This is a genomic window from Roseateles aquae, assembly GCF_032337115.1.
GTDB classification, from domain to species: Bacteria; Pseudomonadota; Gammaproteobacteria; order Burkholderiales; family Burkholderiaceae_C; genus Roseateles_C; species Roseateles_C aquae.
The window spans coordinates 1-20,501 of record NZ_JAVXZY010000010.1 but is presented as its reverse complement, the minus strand read 5'-3'; the positions used below and the strand labels follow the sequence as shown (position 1 = coordinate 20,501).

Sequence of the window (20,501 nt, the reverse complement as noted above, 5' to 3'; positions counted from 1 at the left end):
TGTCCCTGGACAAGCTTTGACCAAACGTGCTTGGGCATGGTCTGCATTTCCACGTGCACTTTGGGATCGTCGGCTACATCATGAAGCTGGCACCTATCGGCGCGTTTAGCGCGATGGCCTTCACCACTGGCAAGTACGGTCTCGGTTCACTGGTACAGCTGGGCACTGACCTGCCTGCTCTTCATCGTGCTGGCCACCACGCTATTGGCGGTGGGCGGCATGCCGATCGGGGCCCGGCCTTGATCCTTGGCATCGATCGCTTCATGAGCGAAGCCCGCGCGCTGACCAATCTGATCGGCAACGGTGTGGCCACCCTGGTCGTCGCCAAACGGACCGGCGATCTGGACATGGACCGACTGCAAGCCCGCCTGGACGGCGGAACAGCGCTGGAAGCCGAAGCGCCTGAGCAGATCCTGGATCGCCACGCGCGCACATGGCCGCGAAGCAATCCGTCTAAGTCCTCAGTAAAGGCCCAGCAAGGCCCGCGGATCGGCTCCGCCGGTCCGCCGGGCCTGCCCCCAGGACTGGGGGCGCGCGAAGCGCGTAGGGGGGATCAATCTATCCCGACCACCTTGTGCATCTGCACCGACAGCCGCCACTGCGGATGAGCCATGCAGTAGGCCACGGCCTCGCGGGTGTGCTGCTTCTGCAGCAACGAGTCCAGCGGCTGCAGGAAGAAATGTTGGAAGTCGAGTGCGGCAAAGCGCTCCGGCCGCGCCAGCGGCTGCGGGAAGACCAGTTTCAGCTCGTTGCCACGGGTCAGCACGATCTCGGCATCGGCCTTGGGGCTGACGCAGATCCAGTCCAGGCCTGCGGGCGCCGGCTGGGTGCCGTTGGTTTCCACGGCAATCTCGAAGCCGCGCGCATGCAGGGCCTCGATCAGCGGCGCGTCCAGCTGCAGCAGCGGTTCGCCGCCGGTGCAGACGACGTAGGGCCGCCCCGGCAGGTTGCCCCCAGCCGCCTGGGGCCAGAGCGCCGCCACCGCGTCGGCCAAGCTGTCCGCCGTGGCGAACTTGCCGCCGCCCTGGCCATCGGTGCCGACGAAATCGGTATCGCAGAAATTGCAGACGGCGCTGGCGCGGTCCTGCTCGCGGCCACTCCACAGATTGCAGCCGGCAAAGCGGCAGAACACGGCCGCCCGGCCGGCCTGTGCGCCCTCGCCCTGCAGCGTGTAGAACATTTCCTTGACGGCGTAGGTCATGACAGCTCTTCGTCGAATGGAAGTCCGTGGGGGGCGTTCAGCCGCTGAAGCCGCCTCATACCGGAATCAGATCGTCGGCACCGGGCGCGCTGACGATGGCGCCGCAGCCGCGGGTCTCATAGAAATCGACCCGGTCCAGCGCGGGCAGCCGCTCGCGGGCCTTGGCCAGCACCCAGGCGGCGAGCGAGGCGGTGTCGCCATCGGGCAGATCGGCAATCTCGTACAGCGGCCGGTGGTCGATGGCCTTGAAGATGGGATCAAACTGGGTCTTCACATCGCCGAAATCGACGGTCCACCCCATCAGCGCATCAAGCGCCGCGCTCAGATGCAGGCGCAGCGTATAGGTGTGGCCGTGGATGGCGCGCAGCGGGCTGCCCGCGGGCGCGCGCTTGAGCTGGATGGCGCTGTCCAGCGTCAGCTCCTTCCAGATGCGGTACTGCTGGCCGTCGAAGTTGGCGCCGCAGGAGCCGGTTTCGTAGACGGTGACCCAGCTCAGCTCGGGCAGCTGCGGCTTGATGCGTGCCCACAGCCAGGAGGAGGCGATCTCGCTGGTCGGGTTCTCCAGCCCTTCGATCTCGTTCAGGCACTGGTAGTTCAGCTGCGCATGCAGCGGCGCCCAGATCTCGTCGAGGTGGTCGTAGTCGATGCTCAGGTCGCGCTCACCGAGGTCCTGGTTGGCATGGAGGATGACCTCGAAGCCATGACCGTGCATGCGCCCGCATTTGTGGCCCAGCGGCACATTGGGCAGCTTGTGCGCGGCCTGGAAGCGGTAGCGGCGCCAGACATGGGCGCGGCCATCGACATCGAGATCGACGCCCGAGTGCTGGGTGCTCTGGATGCCGATCTGCTGGATGCCGGGCACGCCGAACTCGGTTTCGAGACGGCGGCGAATCCAGCGGGCAATGTTCTCGTCGGTGGGCTGGTCGATCTGCTCGTTCAGCAGCGCATGGTCCAGCGGCGCGATGCAGGCCAGCAGGCGCTGGCGCAGCGTCTCGACCTCGGCGCCGGGGAAATCAGCCCAGCCCGGCGGCAGCTGCGACCGCACAGTGGCGAAATAGCTGTGGCCGTGCAGGCCACGGCTGCGATGGCCGACCGGCAGGGCCGCGATCTGGCAGGCGGATTCAAAGCCGGCAGAGGCGGCAAACAGCGTGGAGGTACTCATGGAAACAGGCAAGGGAGGCGCAGCACGGCAGTGTGACACGGCAGGGCCTGTGCTGGCAAAGAGCGGCGCATCCAGCCAGACCGGGGCCAGGTCTTGCGTGCTCTTCTTTCTTCAACGGTATTTCAATATGTCTTCTTGGTAGTCTTAGTAGAGGCGTGCCTGGGCTGTGGATAAGCGCGATAAGTCGAGCGGCATCAATCACTTGCGGCTTCAACAAGGCTGTGTGCGGAAGCCGGGAAGCAGCGGTGCACAAGCATGAACAACTTGGCGCCGAAACGAGCGGCTGTGGACAAGCGCCGGCTTGTCAGAAACTTGCCCACAGCCTTATCCCGCGCCGGCGTGGCCAGGATCAGCCGCGGCGGTAGTGCAGCAAGCGGCCGCGATAGGCCTGCGCGGAGGGCAGATCCTGGCGCAGCCGCGTTTCCTCAAGACGGTAGCCCAGTACCTGCATGCGGCGGTTGAAGGCGCTGCGGTTGCCGCGGTCCGGGTCGACGATCATCACCTCCCCCGCCGCACTGGCATGGCGTTCGATGAACAGAGGCAGGCTGCCGCCGTCGTCGCGCTCGTAGAGCACGTCGCTGCCCATGATCAGATCGAAGCGCCCCTGCACGGCCGGCGCTGTGCCCGCCTGGCTGGGTGCGGCCGACCAGTCGCCATGGCAGTAGCGCATCGGCGCCAGGCCATTGAGGCGCAGGTTCTCCAGCAAGAAGGCGGCGGCCAGCGGGTGGCAGTCGCTGGCCGTGACCATGCTGCCGCGCCGGTGGCAAACCAGGCTGGCCAGCGCCAGGCCGCAGCCGATTTCCAGAATGCTCTCGCCCTCGACCGGGGCACGTGCCGCCATGGCCTGCGCCAGCTGCTGGCCCGAGGGCCAGAGCAGGCCGAACAGCGGCCAGGCGGCCGAGGAGATGCCCAGGGCCTCGGCCTCGCCGAGCGGGTCACTGAATTGCTGCTTGTCGAGCAGGCTGCGTATCAGCAGCGCGGCCACACCGGTGATGGGCACCGACTCCTGTTTGACCTGATAACCCGGCATGGGCGGCTCCGCGCCAGCCCCGGGGCCGGCTTGATTTCATCGAGGGCGCGATGCGGCACAGTGATGAAGCCGGCTCGGGCGTGTTGGCACCAATCCGGAAAGCATGAGCGTGAGGCAAGACGGGGAAGCGCGAGCAGTTCGCGCGCCGCCAGTGTAGACGCTGGCCTTGGCAGGCGGCCTGGCGCTCAGCCTTGTAAGGCGATGCGCCGGTCGTCTGGCCCGGCCTGGCAGTCGGCGCCCAGCGGCGTCCAGCCAGCGTGAACGACGATGTGCTGATCGTCGGCACAGAACTCGATTCGGCGGGTCTCGGGCAGCCGCCGCTGGATGAAGGCCTCGATGCCGGCGGGCAGGCTGAGCCGGTAGCGGGCCGCCGCGCGGTCCTCGGCCGGGTGATCGTCCTGGTGCAGCCAGGGCAGCAGGCCGCTGAGCCAGTACAACGGCCGCAGGCCCAACTCGATGCTGCTGGGCTGATAGCCGGCCTCGCGCAACCAGGCCTGGGCCTCGGCACGCTCAATCACTGTGTCGGCTGAGGTGCCGGACCACGCCGCCGCCAACAGCTCGACCAGCCATTGATTGCAGTTCTGGTAGCGCAGGCCAAAGGCGTAGGCGTTGGCGCTGTAGTGGGCGCCCAGCAGCTGCAAGGCCTGGCGGTCGTCCAGGGCGCTTTGCGTCAGCGCCTCGGCGGCCTCGTCAGGCAGCAGCAGCACCGAGACAAAGCTGTGCCGCCCGCTGCCCAGCACAAAGCCGGACAAGCCCTGGTCAAAAATCCGCGGCGCCTGCTCGTCGCAGGCGTAGTAGAGCTGGCGTACCGCCCAGGGCGAGTGGCTGTTCTGCCTGAGGCTCAGTCCGGCATGCGAATAGCGCTGGCCGATCAGACGCAGATTGAGCCCGGCGCGCGAAATCAGCGCCAGCGCCTGGCCGGATGCCTGCAGCTCGGTCTTGATGACGGCGGCGAGGCGCAGCAGCCGGTCCTGCTCGGCGGCGCTGGGCTGAGGCTCGACCTGACAGCCCGTCAGGCTGTCGGCCTGGGCCAGCGGCCCGGCCAGCAGCAGCGCGAGGGCCCAGGCAAGCCGCTTCACAGCCGCACGGGCCGGCTGCGCAATTCCTGATACCAGTCATCGTCCAGCACCAGATAGAACGGCGCCGCCTCGCCCTGGCGGCTGAAGGCCAGGCCATAGGGCCGTTCGCTGGCGCTCACGCCTGTGCCCGCGGCCAAAGCCGCCTGCTGCAGCGTGGCCAGCGGCAGGCGCAGATAGAAGGTCTGGCCTTCGCTGCCCTGCAGCTGCAGCCGAGCGAACTGGGCACCATCGGCCTGAGATGGCAGCTGAGCCACTTCAATAATGCGGTAGTCACCGGCCGCCACACGGCGCCCGCCGGTCGAGGACTGGCTGCTGCTCTGGATGGAATCCGAGGCGCTGCCCAGCGAGGTCGACAGGCTGTCGATCGCCGAAACCAGCGATGAAGCGCTGGCAAGACCGCCCAGCAGCATCGCGCTGCCGAGCAGCAAGGCACGGACGGTGTGGCGGAGCGAACGATCAGTCATGGGGAGCGGCCGGGCATTGTCGATGGGCGAAAGCATAAGGCCTTGCCGCTAGCTCCCCTAGTTCATCCACCGCACTACGAAGCTAGGGGGAGCGAGCAGACAAGCTAGGGGTGCCGCGTTGAATTCGCTCGAAGCGGGCTCTAAGGTCAAAAGGTGCCCGTCCATCGCGATGGCCACGGTCAACATTGATTCAGGGAGTGACGCATCATGGCGACGTTAGACATCAACACCCTCAGCACACAGCTGAGCCAGGCCAAGGCCAGCTGGACGGCGCGGCAGACGCCGCATTCGCTGCTCAGCGATCATGAAAAGCGAGCGCTGCTCGGCGGCGACTTCCCGCAGTCTTACAAGGATGCCGTCACGGCCGCAGCGAGCAAGGCGCCGATGGCTGCAGCCGCTGCCGTGACGGCTGCCTTTGCGCCTGCAGTTGATTGGCGCAATCGCAATGGCAACCACGTCACCTCGGTGAAGAACCAGAAGCAATGCGGCTCCTGCGTCAGCTTCTGCTGCACGGCCCTGGTGGAGTCGATGGCGTCGATCGAGCTCGGGCAGCTGCTCGATCTGTCCGAGGCCGACTCGCATTTCGCGTCTTCGCACGGCCCCAGCTGTGGCGGCTGGAATGCCAATGCCTGCCTGGCCCAGATCCAGGCGCGCGGCGTGGTTCCAGATGCCCTCTTCCCCTATATGTCGGCGTTCGAGAACCCGCCGCATGTCGATCCGAATCCGCCACATTACTGGATTCCACACGCCGGCCCGATCCCGAACCGCGATGCACAGGCGATCAAGATCACCAGCCATGGCAGCCTGAGCAACATCACTGATCGCAAGAACTACCTCAGCAATATCGGCCCCTGCGCGGCGTCGTTTGACGTCTACGACGACTTCTTCAGCTATGGCGGCGGTGTCTATCACCACGTCAGTGGCCCCTATGTGGGTGGCCACTGCGTCGAGGTGATTGGCTATTCCGAAGCCGAGCAGTGCTGGATCTGCAAGAACTCCTGGGATACCACCTTTGGTGTTGGCGGCTTCTTCAAGATTGGCTACGGCCAATGCAATTTCGACACCTACCCTTTCGAGACGGCAAGAGGCGTCAAGCTGCCGGCACCGGCCCATGGCTGGCACGGTTACGAAGGCCTGGGCGGCATCATCACCTCCAAGCCCAGTGCGACCTCCTGGGCGGCCAATCGCATCGATGTGGTGGCGCGCGGTACCGATTCGGCCGTCTACCACCGTTGGTGGAACGGCAGCAGCTGGTTGGGCTGGGAGAGCCTGGGCGGCATCATCCAGGGCGCACCGGCGATCTGCTCCTGGGGCAATGGCCGCTTGGACATCTTTGCCGTGGGCACCGACCACAAGATGTATCACAAGTGGTACCAGGGCGGCTGGAGCGGCTGGGAGAGTCTCGGCGGGCAGTTCTCATCCGAGCCTTGCGCCGTGTCCTGGGGCCCGAACCGCATCGATGTGTTTGCCCGGGGCATGGACTCGGCGATGTATCACCTGTGGTGGGATGGCGCTCACTGGGGCGGTTGGGAGAACCTCGGCGGCGTGCTCGATTCTGGGCCGGCGGTGTCGTCCTGGAGCGCCAACCGCCTGGACTGCTTCGTCAAGGGCACGGACAGCAAGCTCTATCACAAGTGGTGGAACGGCGCGGCCTGGAGCGGCTGGGAAAACCTGGGCGGCTATGTGGCGGCCGAGCCCGGTGCGGTCAGCTGGGGCCCGAACCGCATCGACGTGTTCTACCCGGGCGTCAGCTTCCACATGATGCACAAGTGGTGGAACGGCTCGGCCTGGAGCGGCGAGGAAGACCTGGGCGGTGTGCTGTCCAGCGGCGTGGGCGTCAGTTCCTGGGCGGCCGGCCGGCTCGACTGCTTCGTCGAAGGCACGGACTCGGCGATGTATCACAAGTGGTACGTTTGAGCCTTGGCGCATGGTGCGCCGCGCACGAGGCACACCATGAGCATTGAAGCCAAGGCCGGCCAGCCCTTCACGCTGGAGCTGGGTTCGGCGCCCAGCACCGGCTATATGTGGGAGCTGGCCGCGCCGCCCAGCGGCGTCAAGCTGCTGGGCATGCGTTTTCTGATCGCGCCGGATGCCGCCATCGGCGATGGCGGTACCCAGGTGTTCGAGCTGCAGGCCGATCAGCCCGGCCCGCTGCAACTGCATTTCGTGCTCAAGCGCCGTTGGGAAACGACGCTGGCCCAGGAACGCGAGATCGAGGTGATGGTCAGCTGATCAGGCCAGGCGCAGCGGCAGCTTTCTGAGCCGCTGCCCGGTCAGGGCAAACAGCGCATTGGCTACCGCCGGTGCGATCGGCGGTGTGCCCGGCTCGCCCACGCCACCGGGCGCGGCGCGGCTGGGCACGATATGCACCTCGATTTGCGGCATCTGCGCCATCCGCACGGCCTCGTAGCTGGGGAAGTTGCTCTGCTCGACGCGGCCGGCCTTGATGGTGATCTCGCCGAACAGCGCCGCGCTCAAACCATAGACGATGGCGCTCTGCATCTGGGCCTCGACCGTGTCCGGGTTGACGACCAGGCCGCAGTCGATTGCGCAGACGACGCGGTGGACCCGGGGCTGGCCATTCTCCAGCGAGACCTCGGCCACCTGCGCGCACCATGAGCCAAAGCTCTCGTGCAGCGCAATGCCACGCGCCCGGCCCGCAGGCAAGACCTGACCCCAACCGGCCTTGGCCGCGACCAGTTCCAGCACGCCCGTGTGGCGCGGCTTGGCCGCCAGCAGGCTGCGCCGGTATTCGAAGGGATCTTTGCCGGCGGCGTGCGCCAACTCGTCGATGAAGCCCTCGGTGAAGAAGGCGTTGTAGGAATGGCCGACGCTGCGCCAGGAGCCGATCGGCACCGGCGTCTTGACGCGATGCTGGCGCACGCTCAGATTGGGCACCGCATAGGGCAGGTCGAAAGCGCCTTCGACCTGGTTCTTGTCCGGCGCATCGGCGGCCACCTTGGGCAGCAGGCGCTCCATCGTGGCCAGGCCGATCGAGGGCGCGGCGACATGGTTGAGCCAGGCCAGCGGCCGGCCCTGATCGTCCAGCGCCGCCTTGAAGCTGGCCAGCGCCACCGGGCGGTACATATCGTGCTGGATGTCTTCCTCGCGGCTCCACAGCAGCTTGACCGGCCGGCCCTTGGTCTTCAGCGCCAGCTCCACGGCCTGCTCCACCATGTCCACCTCCAGCCGACGGCCAAAGCCACCGCCCAGCAGCGGCACATGCAGATCGACATGATCGCTGGCGATGCCGGCCACGGCGGCGGCGCGCCAGCGTGCGATATCGGGCACCTGGGTGCCGCACCAGACGGTGAGCCTGCCATCCTTGAACTGTGCCGTGCAGTTGATCGGCTCCATCGCCGAGTGGGCGAGGAAGGGCGCCTCGTACAGCGCTTCGATGCTCTTTCCGGCCTGGGCCAGTTGTTGCGCGGCATCGCCCTCGCTGCGAAAGCCGCTACCGCTTTGCGGCAAGGCATCGAGCAGCTGCTGGCGGATCTGCGCCGAATCCAGCGCCGCATGCGGGCCTTCATCGAACACAACGGGCAGCTGCTGCAGCGCCTGGGCGGCCCGCCAGTAGCGGTCGGCCAGCACCGCCACGGCATTGCTGCCCACCGGCAGCACGTCGATGATGCCGCGCTGCTGGCCGATGGCTTTGGCGTCAAAGGATTTCAGCGTGCCGCCGAACACCGGTGATTGGCGGATCGCGGCATAGACCAGCCCCTCGGGCCGCACATCGATGCCGAACTGCGCGCTGCCATTGCTCTTGGCCGCCACATCAAGCCGTGGCACCGGCTTGCCGATAAGCTGGTAGTGCTGCGGGTCCTTCATCGCGATATCGCGCCGGGGCGCCATCTTGGCTGCCGCATCGGCGAGCGCGCCGAAGCTGGCGCTGCGCCCGCTGGCCGCATGCAAGACCTGACCCTTGGCCACCGTCAGCTCCTCGGCCTTCAGCTGCCACATGGCCGCGGCTGCATCGACCAGCATCGCGCGCGCGGTAGCGCCGGCCAGGCGCATCGGCTCCCAGGCGTCGCGCACGCTGCTCGAGCCGCCGGTGACCTGCAGCTGCAAGGCATAGCCCAGGCCCTGCAGCGCCGAGCGCGTCAGCCTTGCCGCCCAGCTCTCGTCGTCGCTCATCATCGGCACGACGTTGAGCAGCAAGGCGGCATTGGCATAGACCTTGGCCACGGCCGCCTGCTCGACACGCACCTGGCTCCAATCGGCATCGAGCTCCTCGGCCACCAGCATGGCCAGCGCGGTGTGCACGCCCTGGCCCATTTCGGACCGCGGCAGCGCCACCACGACCTCGTTCTGCGGCGTGATGCGCACCCAGGCGTTCAGCGCCACCTGGCCTTCATGCTGGAACAGCCTGGCCTCGCCGAGGCGTTCGCGTGCCGTGGGCGGCTTCAGGCCCACGCCCAAGAGCACGCCGCCGCCGAGCAGGCCGCCGGCAATCAGAAAGCTGCGCCGCTTGAGCTTGCTGCCGCCTTTTTGTGAAGGCGATGGCGCGCTCATGCCTGGCCTCCCAGCAAGTGGGCGGCCGCCTCGTGGATGGCTGCTCTGATGCGCTGGTAGGTGCCGCAGCGGCACAGATTGCTGACGGCGCCTTCGATCTCGGCATCGCTGGGCCGCGGCTTCTCGGCCAGCAGCGCGGCGGCGGCCATGATCATGCCGCTCTGGCAATAGCCGCACTGCGGCACCTGGTGGTGCAGCCAGGCGGCCTGCAGGGCCTGGACGATGCGGTCCGGCTCGGCCTCGATGGTGCGGATCTGCCGCCCGGCCAGCGCCGAGACTGGCATCACGCAGGAGCGGGTGGCCTGGCCGTCGATATGCACGGTGCAGGCGCCGCAGCTGGCGACGCCGCAGCCGAACTTCGTGCCGGTCAGGCCCAGCTCATCGCGCAGCACCCACAGCAAGGGGGTGTCCGGCTCGACGTCCAGTGAGCGCCGCTGGCCGTTGATCGTCAGCGTCAGCGAATTGGCGATGTTCAATGTCATCCCGGGGCTCCGATTCTGATCACAGCGCGGCCCGCCAGCGGCGGTAGCGTGCAGTCTGGCGTTTGTTGCGCCATTGGTCCAGCAAGAGGGTGAAGAGCGGCGAATCTGCCGCGCTGGGCAGGCCGCCGGCACTCATCCGGTGCAGCTGGCGGCGCACCAGGGCCATGGTGGCGATGCTGGCCAGGGTCTTGTCCTTCCAGCCGACCTGGGGGCGCGGCGCCGTCAGTGGCGATCCCTCGCGCCAGCGCCGCGGCAGATCGGGCGCCATGGCCAGCGCGGTGCCGAGGCCGACCAGGGCCACGCCGCTGGCCAGCACCTGGCGGGCAATCTCGGGCCGGGCGATGCCGCCGGTGGTCATCACCGGCATCTGGGCCACGGAGGCCAGCTCGCGGGCGAACTCAAGGAAATAGGCCTCGCGGGCCAGCGTGCGGCCATCGGCGGTGCGGCCCTGCATGGCCGGGCTTTCGTAGCTGCCGCCGGAGAGTTCCAAGAGATCGAGGCCGCGGCCATTGAGCAGCTCGACGACCTGGCGTGCATCGGCCTCGCTGAAGCCACCGCGCTGGAAATCGGCCGAGTTCAGCTTGACGCCGACGCCGAAGTCCGGCCGCACGGCGGCGCGTACCGCATCGACGATGTCCAGCAGCAGCCGGGCGCGGTGCTCTATCGGCCCGCCCCAGCGGTCGGTCCGCTGATTGGCCAGCGGCGACAGGAATTGCGACAGCAGATAGCCATGGGCCGCGTGGATCTGCACGCCGTCGAAACCGGCCGCCTGGGCCTGCAGCGCGGTCTGCACAAAGCGCTCGATCACGCCGGCGATCTGCGCCTCGCCGAGCGCCTGCGGCTGGGCGAAGAGCTTGGAATGCTTGCCCATTTGCAGCGCCACGGCCGAGGGCGCCCAGGCCGTCTCGCCCATGGCGGCAAAGACCTGGCGGCCGGGGTGATTGATCTGCATCCACAGCTGGGTGCCGGCCGGCGCATGGCGGTGCACCGCCGCGGCCCAGTGCTTGAAGCCGTCCAGCGGCGTCTGCGCTTCCAGCGCAATGCCGGCCGGGCCGGTCATCGCGGCACCGTCGACCATCACATTGCCGGTGATCAAGAGGCCAGCACCTCCCTCGGCCCAGCGTTGGTAGAGACTGGCGATGGCGGGGCCAGGCAGCTGGCCGGCTTCGGCCAGGCCCTCCTCCATGGCGGCCTTGGCGAGGCGGTTGGGCAGCTGGCGGCCGTTGGGCAGGCGCAGCGGGTCGAACAGGGCATCGGTCTTCATGGCCGGCATGCTAAGCTTCAAGTCAACTTGAAGGTCAAGTGACTTTTGCGGATGTCGATCAGGAGTGGCGATGAAGATTGGTGAACTGGCAGCGCGCACCGGCCTGGCGGCCTCGGCGATTCGCTTTTATGAGGCCAGCGGCTTGCTGCCCGCCGCCAGTCGCGGCCCCAACGGCTACCGCAACTACGACGACGCGGCCTTGCAGCGCCTGCTGGCCATCCAGCTGGCCCAGCGCCTGGGCTTCTCGCTGGACAAGCTGCGCAAGGTGATGGAAGGCCAGTCGACCGTGCCACACGACTTGGTCATGCAAAGCCTGCAGGAACGGCTGCAGGAGATCGACACCATGCAGCGCGAGCTGAAGCAGCAGCGCCAGGATACCGAGGCCCTGATCCAGCACCTGCAGAACGAGTGGCCCGAGGGGCGTTGCTTGTATCTGCAGGCCGAGATGCCGGCAGCGCCGGCGGCCAAGCCGACGCGCCGCAAGCGCAGCGCCTGAATTCAGCGTCCGGCGTTCAGGGCCAGATCGCCTTCAGCAAGGCGGCCAGCCGCGCACCACCGCGGGCCAGCTGCTGGCGGGTGATCGCCAGCGCGCGGGGCTCGTAGTCAGCCGGCAGTTCGGCCGCCCAGCGTGGGCCGCGCAGGCTTTGCTGGCGCAGCCCGAATGTCACCCCTTGCAGCGCCTGCCCGGCCAGCTGCAGCGACTCGCTGGCCCACTGCGCCGGCCATTGCGACACGTCGCCGCTGCTGGCCGCTATCTTGCGGGCAGCCGCCGGTAGTGCCGCCAGGTCTTCGGCGCTGAGCTTGCCCGGCGCGTTGTCCCAGTAGGCGTGCAGATTGCTAGCTGGCAGGGTGAGCGCATTGCCGCCGACGGTATGGGTGGGGCCGCGGTCGACGCCGTCTTCCGGGTCGATCGCATGGCCCGCTTCATCCAGATAGACCGAGCCCACATGCAGCGGCTGATGGACATCGCCAACGATGTGCACCAGCAGTGCCAGCGCCTCACGCTCATTGGCCAGATTGAAGGGCGCCGGCGCCTTGCCGCCCTTGAGTACGGTGACGGCCGCGCCGATGGCGCCGACCAGATCATGCTCGCTGGTGCCCAGCGCGCCCTGCACATAGCGCCCGCGCTGCAAGGCCGGGTTGGTGTAGTGGTACTGCTTGTGGCAGCTCTCCTCACCGGGCTTGGGCGCACAAGCCTCGTGATTGCGCTGCACATAGTCACGCATCCGCGCTTCTTCATCCGGGTTGTTCTCGAACACCGCGCACTCGGGATAACGGCCGGTTACCGTGTACTTGAATTCGCTGGCCGGATCGATGCCCTTGACGCAGTCGGCCCAGACGGCGATGTCGTGCAGCGAGACGCTGCCCAGAATTCGCTGCACCTGCTGTTCCGCCCGGCTGCCCTTGATCAGCGCCGCTGCGGCATCGCCGATGGCCGAATGGCCGACGGCGCCGAAGGCGTGGGCGGAGCCGCTGGTGATGGACAAGAAAGCGGCAAGCGCAAACGTGACTTGAGATGTGGGGTACGACATGGTGAGAGCTGCGTATACGTTGGCGCGATTTTCCGTTGAATGTGAGCCGCCCTGCTGGGCGTTCATCCGCGGCCGCCACGCGGCTACCCTGTAAGGGTTTACATCAGGCGAATCATGAAGCAACAACTAATGTGCTAGATGAGCGCCGTATTAAACACATTTCGGGTGGAGTGCGGCTCGCTTTAGAAGCAAGACGTGAGCGACCGATTTGGTCAGGCCGCAGCGGACGCGAATGCAAAAAAGACTTTGTCGACTGGCGGGATCCTATGAACGCAGGTGCTCAAAGCAAATGAGTGACCGTGCGTCCTGTGCTGTGCGTATTCGGGGCACTTTGCTCGCTGGGCTATGTCACCCACAACGACGCGTGACGGGGTGCTTCACTGAGGAAGAGGGCGCTGGCCGACACACAGGCTGATCAGGCAGATTTCAGACCGGTCTTCCCAAAAAATACGGCTCCGATAGAAGACCCGGAAATATCTATATCTCTGATTGCATTTTGCCCATCTCAAGGTCGATTTTCATCGATGCCGATTTCGAAGAGCACACAATAATTTTCAAGGAAACTTGTGGAGCGATGTGTTTATGAAGTCTATTTTTATTTGCACGGATCTTCTAATGCCTTTTAAGGGTGCGCTAATTATTGGAGCCCTACTTGCATGCGTAAATGCCTCCTCTGCAATATCAATCCTGACCTCATCAAAACTTGATTTTCCCGGTGCCCCTGTTGCATCAAGCGAAAGTATTGAGGCGGCAATCATTGAAAATAAGGAGGGCTATTGTGAGGGTTTTTTGTGCTCCGACTTCACTGGCCCGACCCAATGCATTCGAGTTCAGAGAGGATTTGGAATCTGCGTCAGGCCATTCATTAGATTTTGGACAACTACTGGCCCCGAGCCTGATGCTGCCGCCATCGGGGTCTACTGCGATTCTGGCCAGATCTTGCAATATAGCCTAGGGCAGCAGCAATATACTGATTTGTGTGAAAAGTTATATTTTATAGACGACAAAACCAAAAAAAAGAAACCATGTGGCGGCCAGTTTGGAAATCCCATTCATGCGTTAACGGGATCAAAAACATCAAGATTTGAACTGGGTGTGAATGGCTTCGCAAATCTATTGACTTTGACATTTGACAGCGCTCATAGGCAGGCAACCACTTCGTCAATAGCCCTACCAACGCTCACTATCTCAGGGGTGAGTCCGCCTTGGTTTCTTTCAACTCACAAGGCTCTGCTATTTTCCAGCGACGCTAAAGTTTTGGCGATGCGCGGCGACGGTAGCGTCTTGATGTTCAACAATTTTGAACCAGATGTCGATGTGCATGAGATATTGTCTCCGGTTGAGGGCGGCTACATACTTAAAGATCAGAACAGCGGCAATCTGGAGTTATACGATTCTACGGGCAGAATAATCAGGATCGACCAGAAAACAGGCCAATCATTATTATTCCACTACGGGACCGAGACCGGACTTTACAATGGCAAGTCTGCTCAATATATACAGCGATTGACAGACAGCTTTGGGCGCGGCGTAGATTTCAGCTACGAGGGCGTGACGTCCGATCAGGTAGGCCTTCGTTTGAAGGCTATAAGATCGACTCCCGAATCCGAAATAACTTTCTCATGGGGGGCTTCTGATAACTTGATAAAAATAGATTGGCCGGACTCGACAAATACCAAGCTGCTATATGAGCGCGAAGATCTTCCTTGGGCCCTCACTGGCTACAGGGATCAGAATAATGCGCGATACGCCACGTACAGTTACAGCTCAAACGGGTTGGCCACCGGTACTGAGCTCGCTGGGGGAGTAAATAGGTTTACGGTTGCATACCAAAAGGAACCCGGTATCCTCGCCGATATTGATGAAGACTTGGAATGGGCGATCACTTATATATCGCTTTCCTGGATTGAGCCAGAAGCGCCAATGGTCACAGCCCCCTCTGGGGCATCGATATCGCTTGCGGCAAAAATGGTCGCCAATCAACCGATGCCGACTGGCAAATCTCAGCCAGCCGGTTCTGGATGCTCGGCGAGTACAAGCGCTCAAGAATACGACATCAATGGCAACTTGAGTTGGCAGCAGGACTTCAACGGCTACAGGCGCTGCTTTGCATATGACCAGAACCGTAAGCTGGAGATTGCCCGTGTTGAAGGCCTGCCAGCTGACTCAGCATGTGGGATTCCATTGAGCGCCGGCGCTACCTTGCCTTCTGGCAGCCGCAAAATCAGCACCCGGTACCACCCGGACTGGAACGACGTCGTAAGACTCGCCGAACCCCGCCGGCTTACCACCAGCGTTTATAACGGCCAGCCTGACCCCTTCAACAGCGGCGCGACTTTGTATTGCGCCCCGGGCAGCGCCACACTGCTGAATGCCAGCCCCATCGTTGTGCTGTGCAAGCAAGTAGACCAAGCCACGTTGGATGCCGACGGCTCCAAGGGCTTTGCCGCCCCGCTGGACGCTACCGTCCCGGCGCGTGTCCAGCAATGGACATACAACCAACACGGCCAGGTGCTCACCGCCACTGACACGCTGAACAACAAGACCACATATACCTATTACCCCAGCACCACAGCCGACCACACCGCGGGTGACCTCGCCACCGTTACCAATAGCTTGGGGCAGGTCACTAGCTTCGCCCAGTATGAGCCCCTGGGCAACTGGTTGAGCATGACCGACCCCAACGGCACGGCAACCACCCGCACCTTCGACGCCCGCCAACGGCTCATCAGCACCAGCACCGGCGGTGCCACAATCGGCTACGCCTACTGGCCCACTGGCCTGCTCAAGCGCACCACCTTGCCCGATGCCAGCAGCGTTAGCTACGAGTACGACGACGCCCACCGCCTAACCGCCGTCGCCGACAGTCTCGGCAACCGCATCGAGTACATCCTGGACAGTGCCGGCAATCTAACCGCAGAAAAAGTGACTGACCCCAAGGGTCAGCTGGCTCGCCAGCTGACGCGCAGCTTTGATGCGCTGAACCGAGTGCAACAGCAGATCGGGAGGGACTAAACATGCGTCATCTCTTCGAAGGACGCTATGCCCGTCAACTCCTGCTGCCGCTGTGCCTGCTCAACGCGTTGTCAGCCTCGGCGCAGGCCGTCTACCGCACCAGCATTACCCTCGCGCAACCGGCCAGTCCGGTGAATGTGAGCCAGGCCGTAACGCTGACGGCAACGGTGACGCCCGTGGCCAGCGGCAATGTCACCTTCAAGGCCGGAGCCGATGTCTTGGGCGTGGTGGCTGTCAGCCTAGCGCAAATGGTGGCTCGACCCTGTGTGGATCCCATGTCCACGGCCTCGTTGGCCCAAGCGGCCAGCAGCCCGGTTGGTGGCATTCAAGCACAACTGTCGCAGGCCGGCTGCACGCCGTCCAGGGCCCAGGCCCAGCTCACCATCGCTGCAGGCAGCTTGTCACCAGGCAGGTACACGCTGTCGGCTTCGTTTCTCGATCCAGAAGGCGTTTATGGTGCCGCCAGCCTTTCTGGCGTCTTACCAACGCTTGTGGTGCTGGCTGCCCCGCAGGCTACGAGCACCGCGCTCAGCAGCTCGGCCAACCCCGTCGGGCTCTTCCAGCCCCTGACGCTGACGGCCCGGGTCAGCCCGGCCACGGCCAGCGGCAACGTGAGCTTTTGGGATGGCGCCCAATCACTGGGCACGGCGCCCCTGAGCGCCGGCCAGGCCAGCGTCATCCGCACTCTGGGCACCCTGGGCCAGCACAATCTGATGGCCAGCTACGCGGGTGATGCCGCCCACCAGGCCAGCCAATCACCCTACCTCGTCGAGCAGGTGCAGGCCTCGGCCGCGCTGCCGCCGTTGCCCGCGCCGGCCGCACCCGTCCAGGCCTTTGAATACGACGCCCTGGGTAATCCCACCCGCACAACGCTGGCGCCAGAGTCGGCCGCCTTCTCGACGCAACACCGCTATGACGCGCTGAGCCGGCGCATCAACAGCACCGATCCCTTGAACGGCCAGACCGCCTTTGCCTACGACGGCCAGGATCAACTCACCCAAGTCACCGACCCACGCCGCCTCGTCACCCGCTACAGCCGCGATGGCCTGGGCGGGCTGCGCCAGCTCGACAGCCCCGATACCGGCACCAGCCAGCAGGTCCTGGATGCAGCCGGGCGGCTCAGCAGCCGCACCGACAGCCGTGGTGTGCAAGCCAGCTACCAATACGACGCCCTCGGGCGGACCAACAGCGTCGTCTACAGCCAGGCCGGCCAAGCGAGCCAAAGCTACAGCTGGACCTACGACGAAACCGGTAGCAATTTCAGCAACGGCATTGGCCGCCTGACCACGGCCCGCTCGCCCGCTGGCAGCAGCCAATACCGCCACGACCCCTGGGGCCGCATCACCCAGCAAACGCAGCGCATCACCACAGGCGCCAGTACAGGCGCCAGCACCGGCGCGCCCGACGTCGTGCTGGTGAGCGGCTATGGCTACGACGCCGCCGGCCACATCAGCAGCATCAGCTACCCCAGCGGCGCGCAACTCACGCTCAGCTACCAGGACGGCCTGCTGACGTCCATCCAGCTCGGTGCGACCCAGCCCCTGCTCAGTCAGATTCGCTACGCTCCGTTTGGCCCGCTGCAAAGCTGGGTCTGGCCCTTCAGCACCGGCGCGCAACTCAATGAACGGTGGTTCGACAGCAGCGGCCGGCTGCTGCGCTACCGGCTCGGCGATCTGATGCGCGATCTCGACTACGACGCCGCCGACCGCCTGATCAGCTACAAGCACTACGCCATCGCCAGCGGTGCCGCGCAGCCGGCGCTGGACCAGAGCTTTGCCTACGATGCCTTGGGCCGCCTGGCCAGCGTCTTCCTCAGCGGCAGCAACAGCAGTTGGAGCATCGCCTACGACGCCAATGGCAACCGCAGCAGCGTCACGCTCAACGGCCAGACCCGCAACTACACCACCGCCGCCACCAGCAACCGCCTGCTGGCCCTGAGCAACCCGGCCCGCAGCTTCAACCACGACCCTGCCGGCAACACCACCACCGACAGCGCGCTGTACAGCAACGCCATCTACGGCCTGGACGGCCGGCTGGCGCAGCTGGAGGTGGGCAGCGCAAAGCTGGCACTGGCCTACGACGCACAAGGCCAGCGCGTGCGGCGCAGCATCAGCGGGGCCGGCGGCAACCCCAATGCCGGCAATACCTTCTATGCCTACGACCAGGAAGGGCAGTTGCTGGGCGAGTACCGGCAGGATGCAGCGGGCCAGCTGATCACGCTGATCGAGTACGTCTGGCTGGATGGACAGCCGGTGGCGGCGATGCGGCCCATGGCCGTGGCTGCGGGGGCATCCAGTGCCAACGCGGGTGTCGAGGTGTTCTACCTCTACAGCGACCACCTGGGTGCGCCAAGGGTCGCGGTGGATGATCAGGGCCGCACCCGCTGGCGCTGGCTGGCCGAGCCCTTTGGCAGCGCGCCTGCAGAGACCGACCCTTCAGGCTTGGGTGATCTCAACATCAGCCTGCGCCTGCCAGGCCAGCAGTACGACGGGTTTCTGGGGCTGCATTTCAATGGGTTCAGGGACTACGATGCGGGCACGGGGAGGTATGTGCAATCGGATCCGATTGGGCTCGCGGGCGGCGTCAATACGTATGCGTACGTTGAGGGGAATCCCGTTAGTTACGTTGATCCGGAGGGCCTACAGAAAGGTCCGGCGGCGCCGGGTACCTATTACCCACGTGGTTCAATGCCCAGACCACCTTCGCGAAGTGATTTGCCTGGCAGGACTGCGCAGGAAGCTGCTGCGTCGATGGGCGCGACACCCAACCCATCGTTTCCTGGTGACCCCCTTGATATGCCTTGCCTTGAGTGGTACTGCCCGCAGTCCGCTTCAATGTGCAGTCGTAGAGACTACATGAAATCAAGTGACTTCTTACCTCCGGCGACATCTACGGCAGACGCTCCGGATGGATGCCGATGTGTCAGGCCTGGCCGTGATCCTGCATGGCAGCGTCCATTCGACCCAAACATCGACCCCTACGCCAATGCAAGAGACGTGATGAGCAACTGGAAGCGAGGAACCTCAATATTTAGGCGGTACTGATGCGATCCCTGCTGTTCTGGCTTGGTCTTTGCCTTGTGGGGCTAGGCTTAGGAATGCCTGAGGTGGCGCCAACAAAAGCTGATGGTGTCAAGGCTGCTGGTCCTCGCCTAATTCAAGGACTGCTGACGGTCATTGGTGGCAGATATGCAGCCGAACTGGTAACGGTGACGGGTGTCATGCTCTGCCTAGCAACGGGCGTTAGCTGGTTGGCCGCTAGAAGGAACGATAGGAACCGACGGCGGGAGTAGTCGGCCGTGCGAAGCCCGTCAACTCGAAAGCGGCTGAGGAAAGCGACTGAGGGTCAGGTCTTGAAAGAGCAAAGTCTTAAGCCCGGGGGCAGCTCTTTAGCCTGCAAGCAAGCCTGACCCTTGCGAGCAAATCGAGCTGCTGCAGCGCTGCCTACCTGGCCGCCTCGATCAGCTCGATATCCTTTTTGAGCAATTCATTGACGAGCTGATTGATCTCGATGCCGCGGGCGCGGGCGCGCTCGGCGAGGTGTTTTTAGGGCGTGTCAACGACCCGCGCTGACTCATTAATTGCGCGTCCCGGCCATGCCAACATGGGTGCCCCGCTGGCAACACCACCACCGACAGCGCGCTGTACAGCAACGCCGTCTATGGCCTTGGCACGGGGTCAGGTCTCAAATTTCAAGTTTCATAGGGCGGGTCGATGACCCGCGCTGACCTATCAGCTGCGCGTCCGTGCCGTCCAACAAGGGCAAGACCAACGCGCTCCTTCGCTCAAGCGCCTTGCAAACGCTCCAGCAACCCGGCCTGCACCCTCAGTTACGACCCCGCCGGCAACACCACCACTGACAGCGCGCCTTACAGCAACGCCATCTACGGCCTGGACGGCCGGCTGGCGCAGCTGGAGGTGGGCAGCGCAAAGCTGGCACTGGCCTACGACGCACAAGGCCAGCGCGTGCGGCGCAGCATCAGCGGGGCCGGCGGCAACCCCAATGCCGGCAATACCTTCTATGCCTACGACCAGGAAGGCCAGTTGCTGGGCGAGTATCGGCAGGATGCAACGGGCCAGTTGATCACGCAGATCGAGTACGTCTGGCTGGATGGCATGCCGGTGGCGGCGATGCGGCCCAAGGCGGGGGCTGCGGGGCCATCCAGTGCCAACGCGGGCGTCGAGGTGTTCTACCTCTACAGCGACCACCTGGGTGCGCCACGGGTTGCGGTGGATGATCGGGGCCGCCCCCGCTGGCGCTGGCTGGCTGAGCCCTTTGGCAGCGCGCCTGCAGAGACCGACCCTTCAGGCTTGGGTGATCTCAACATCAGCCTGCGCCTGCCAGGCCAGCAGTACGACGGGTTTCTGGGGCTGCATTTCAATGGGTTCAGAGACTACGATGCGGGGACGGGGAGGTATGTTCAAAGTGACCCCATCGGACTGCAGGGCGGTATCAACACGTATGCGTATGTTGGCGGGAATCCAATCGCGTTTGTCGATCCTCTTGGCTTGATTCGTTATAACGCACCACCGCCTCGAACGGTCCCCGTCGATGGGGTGACGTCGAAAAACCTAGTATGCCTTGAGACGTGCCTAATGGGTAGAACGGGAAATCTCAGCCTTGATCTGCTTGTCACGGGTGAAACGCCCCGGGTTCCGCGGAGGCCAGTTGGTTTAAGTCAGACGGTCGCGGCCTGACCAGCGCGTTGACGATGGTAATTGGCTTCGAACTCGGCAGGCGGGACGTGATCGAGCGGCCCC

General features: G+C 64.6%; 15 protein-coding genes and 1 pseudogene. 7 read left to right on the top strand and 9 right to left on the bottom strand.

The window, feature by feature from the left end:
- Window positions 1-50 precede the first annotated feature (50 nt).
- A pseudogene (locus tag RQP53_RS24775) lies at window positions 51-422 on the top strand (cation:dicarboxylate symporter family transporter); the annotation flags it as partial.
- Between the two features lie 131 nt (window positions 423-553).
- Here the strand turns inward: RQP53_RS24775 and queE are convergent.
- From queE to RQP53_RS20050, 5 genes are all read right to left on the bottom strand, one after another.
- Window positions 554-1,201, bottom strand: a complete 648-nt coding sequence (gene queE, locus RQP53_RS20070; protein ID WP_315652472.1) for a 7-carboxy-7-deazaguanine synthase — start codon at window positions 1,199-1,201, stop codon at window positions 554-556.
- Between the two features lie 55 nt (window positions 1,202-1,256).
- Window positions 1,257-2,363: a 6-carboxytetrahydropterin synthase gene (locus tag RQP53_RS20065; protein WP_315652471.1), complete on the bottom strand. Its 1,107-nt coding sequence runs from the start codon at window positions 2,361-2,363 to the stop codon at window positions 1,257-1,259.
- Window positions 2,364-2,712: 349 nt separating this feature from the next.
- Window positions 2,713-3,393 carry a class I SAM-dependent methyltransferase gene (locus tag RQP53_RS20060; RefSeq protein WP_315652470.1) on the bottom strand — a complete coding sequence of 227 codons (681 nt, stop codon included), beginning with the start codon at window positions 3,391-3,393 and terminating at the stop codon, window positions 2,713-2,715.
- Window positions 3,394-3,578: 185 nt separating this feature from the next.
- Window positions 3,579-4,472: a DUF2145 domain-containing protein gene (locus RQP53_RS20055; protein WP_315652469.1), complete on the bottom strand. Its 894-nt coding sequence runs from the start codon at window positions 4,470-4,472 to the stop codon at window positions 3,579-3,581.
- Entirely contained in the window at window positions 4,469-4,936 is a 468-nt protein-coding gene (locus tag RQP53_RS20050; RefSeq protein ID WP_315652468.1) for a hypothetical protein, read from the bottom strand. Before RQP53_RS20050 ends, RQP53_RS20055 begins: the two co-directional genes overlap by 4 nt.
- Window positions 4,937-5,143: 207 nt before the next feature.
- On the opposite strand from RQP53_RS20050, the gene RQP53_RS20045 reads away from it, so the two are divergent.
- Both RQP53_RS20045 and RQP53_RS20040 read left to right on the top strand, forming a co-directional pair.
- Window positions 5,144-6,853, top strand: coding sequence for a DUF8189 domain-containing protein (locus RQP53_RS20045; RefSeq protein WP_315652467.1), 1,710 nt, complete (start codon window positions 5,144-5,146; stop codon window positions 6,851-6,853).
- A 36-nt stretch (window positions 6,854-6,889) separates the two neighbouring features.
- On the top strand, window positions 6,890-7,168 hold the full coding sequence (locus RQP53_RS20040; protein WP_315652466.1) for a protease inhibitor I42 family protein: 279 nt from the start codon (window positions 6,890-6,892) through the stop codon (window positions 7,166-7,168).
- On the opposite strand, the gene RQP53_RS20035 is transcribed toward RQP53_RS20040, so the two are convergent.
- From RQP53_RS20035 to RQP53_RS20025, 3 genes are read right to left on the bottom strand one after another with little or no spacing between them, the layout of a single operon-like run.
- Window positions 7,169-9,448 carry a xanthine dehydrogenase family protein molybdopterin-binding subunit gene (locus RQP53_RS20035; RefSeq protein WP_315652465.1) on the bottom strand — a complete coding sequence of 760 codons (2,280 nt, stop codon included), beginning with the start codon at window positions 9,446-9,448 and terminating at the stop codon, window positions 7,169-7,171.
- Complete coding sequence (locus tag RQP53_RS20030; RefSeq protein WP_315652633.1) at window positions 9,445-9,906, bottom strand: (2Fe-2S)-binding protein; 462 nt, start codon at window positions 9,904-9,906, stop codon at window positions 9,445-9,447. Before RQP53_RS20030 ends, RQP53_RS20035 begins: the two co-directional genes overlap by 4 nt.
- A 43-nt stretch (window positions 9,907-9,949) precedes the next feature.
- Entirely contained in the window at window positions 9,950-11,194 is a 1,245-nt protein-coding gene (locus RQP53_RS20025) for an NADH:flavin oxidoreductase/NADH oxidase family protein (protein WP_315652464.1), read from the bottom strand.
- Window positions 11,195-11,264: 70 nt separating this feature from the next.
- On the opposite strand from RQP53_RS20025, the gene RQP53_RS20020 reads away from it, so the two are divergent.
- Window positions 11,265-11,690, top strand: coding sequence for a MerR family transcriptional regulator (locus tag RQP53_RS20020; RefSeq protein ID WP_315652463.1), 426 nt, complete (start codon window positions 11,265-11,267; stop codon window positions 11,688-11,690).
- A 16-nt stretch (window positions 11,691-11,706) separates the two neighbouring features.
- Here the strand turns inward: RQP53_RS20020 and RQP53_RS20015 are convergent, their stop codons facing one another.
- Window positions 11,707-12,726, bottom strand: a complete 1,020-nt coding sequence (locus tag RQP53_RS20015; protein ID WP_315652462.1) for a S1/P1 nuclease — start codon at window positions 12,724-12,726, stop codon at window positions 11,707-11,709.
- Between the two features lie 582 nt (window positions 12,727-13,308).
- Here RQP53_RS20015 and RQP53_RS20010 point away from each other — a divergent pair.
- From RQP53_RS20010 to RQP53_RS20000, 3 genes are all read left to right on the top strand, one after another.
- On the top strand, window positions 13,309-15,741 hold the full coding sequence (locus tag RQP53_RS20010; protein WP_315652461.1) for an RHS repeat domain-containing protein: 2,433 nt from the start codon (window positions 13,309-13,311) through the stop codon (window positions 15,739-15,741).
- A 2-nt stretch (window positions 15,742-15,743) separates the two neighbouring features.
- Entirely contained in the window at window positions 15,744-18,785 is a 3,042-nt protein-coding gene (locus RQP53_RS20005) for an RHS repeat domain-containing protein (protein WP_315652460.1), read from the top strand.
- A gap of 669 nt (window positions 18,786-19,454) precedes the next feature.
- Window positions 19,455-20,438, top strand: a complete 984-nt coding sequence (locus tag RQP53_RS20000; protein ID WP_315652459.1) for an RHS repeat-associated core domain-containing protein — start codon at window positions 19,455-19,457, stop codon at window positions 20,436-20,438.
- Window positions 20,439-20,501 lie beyond the last annotated feature (63 nt).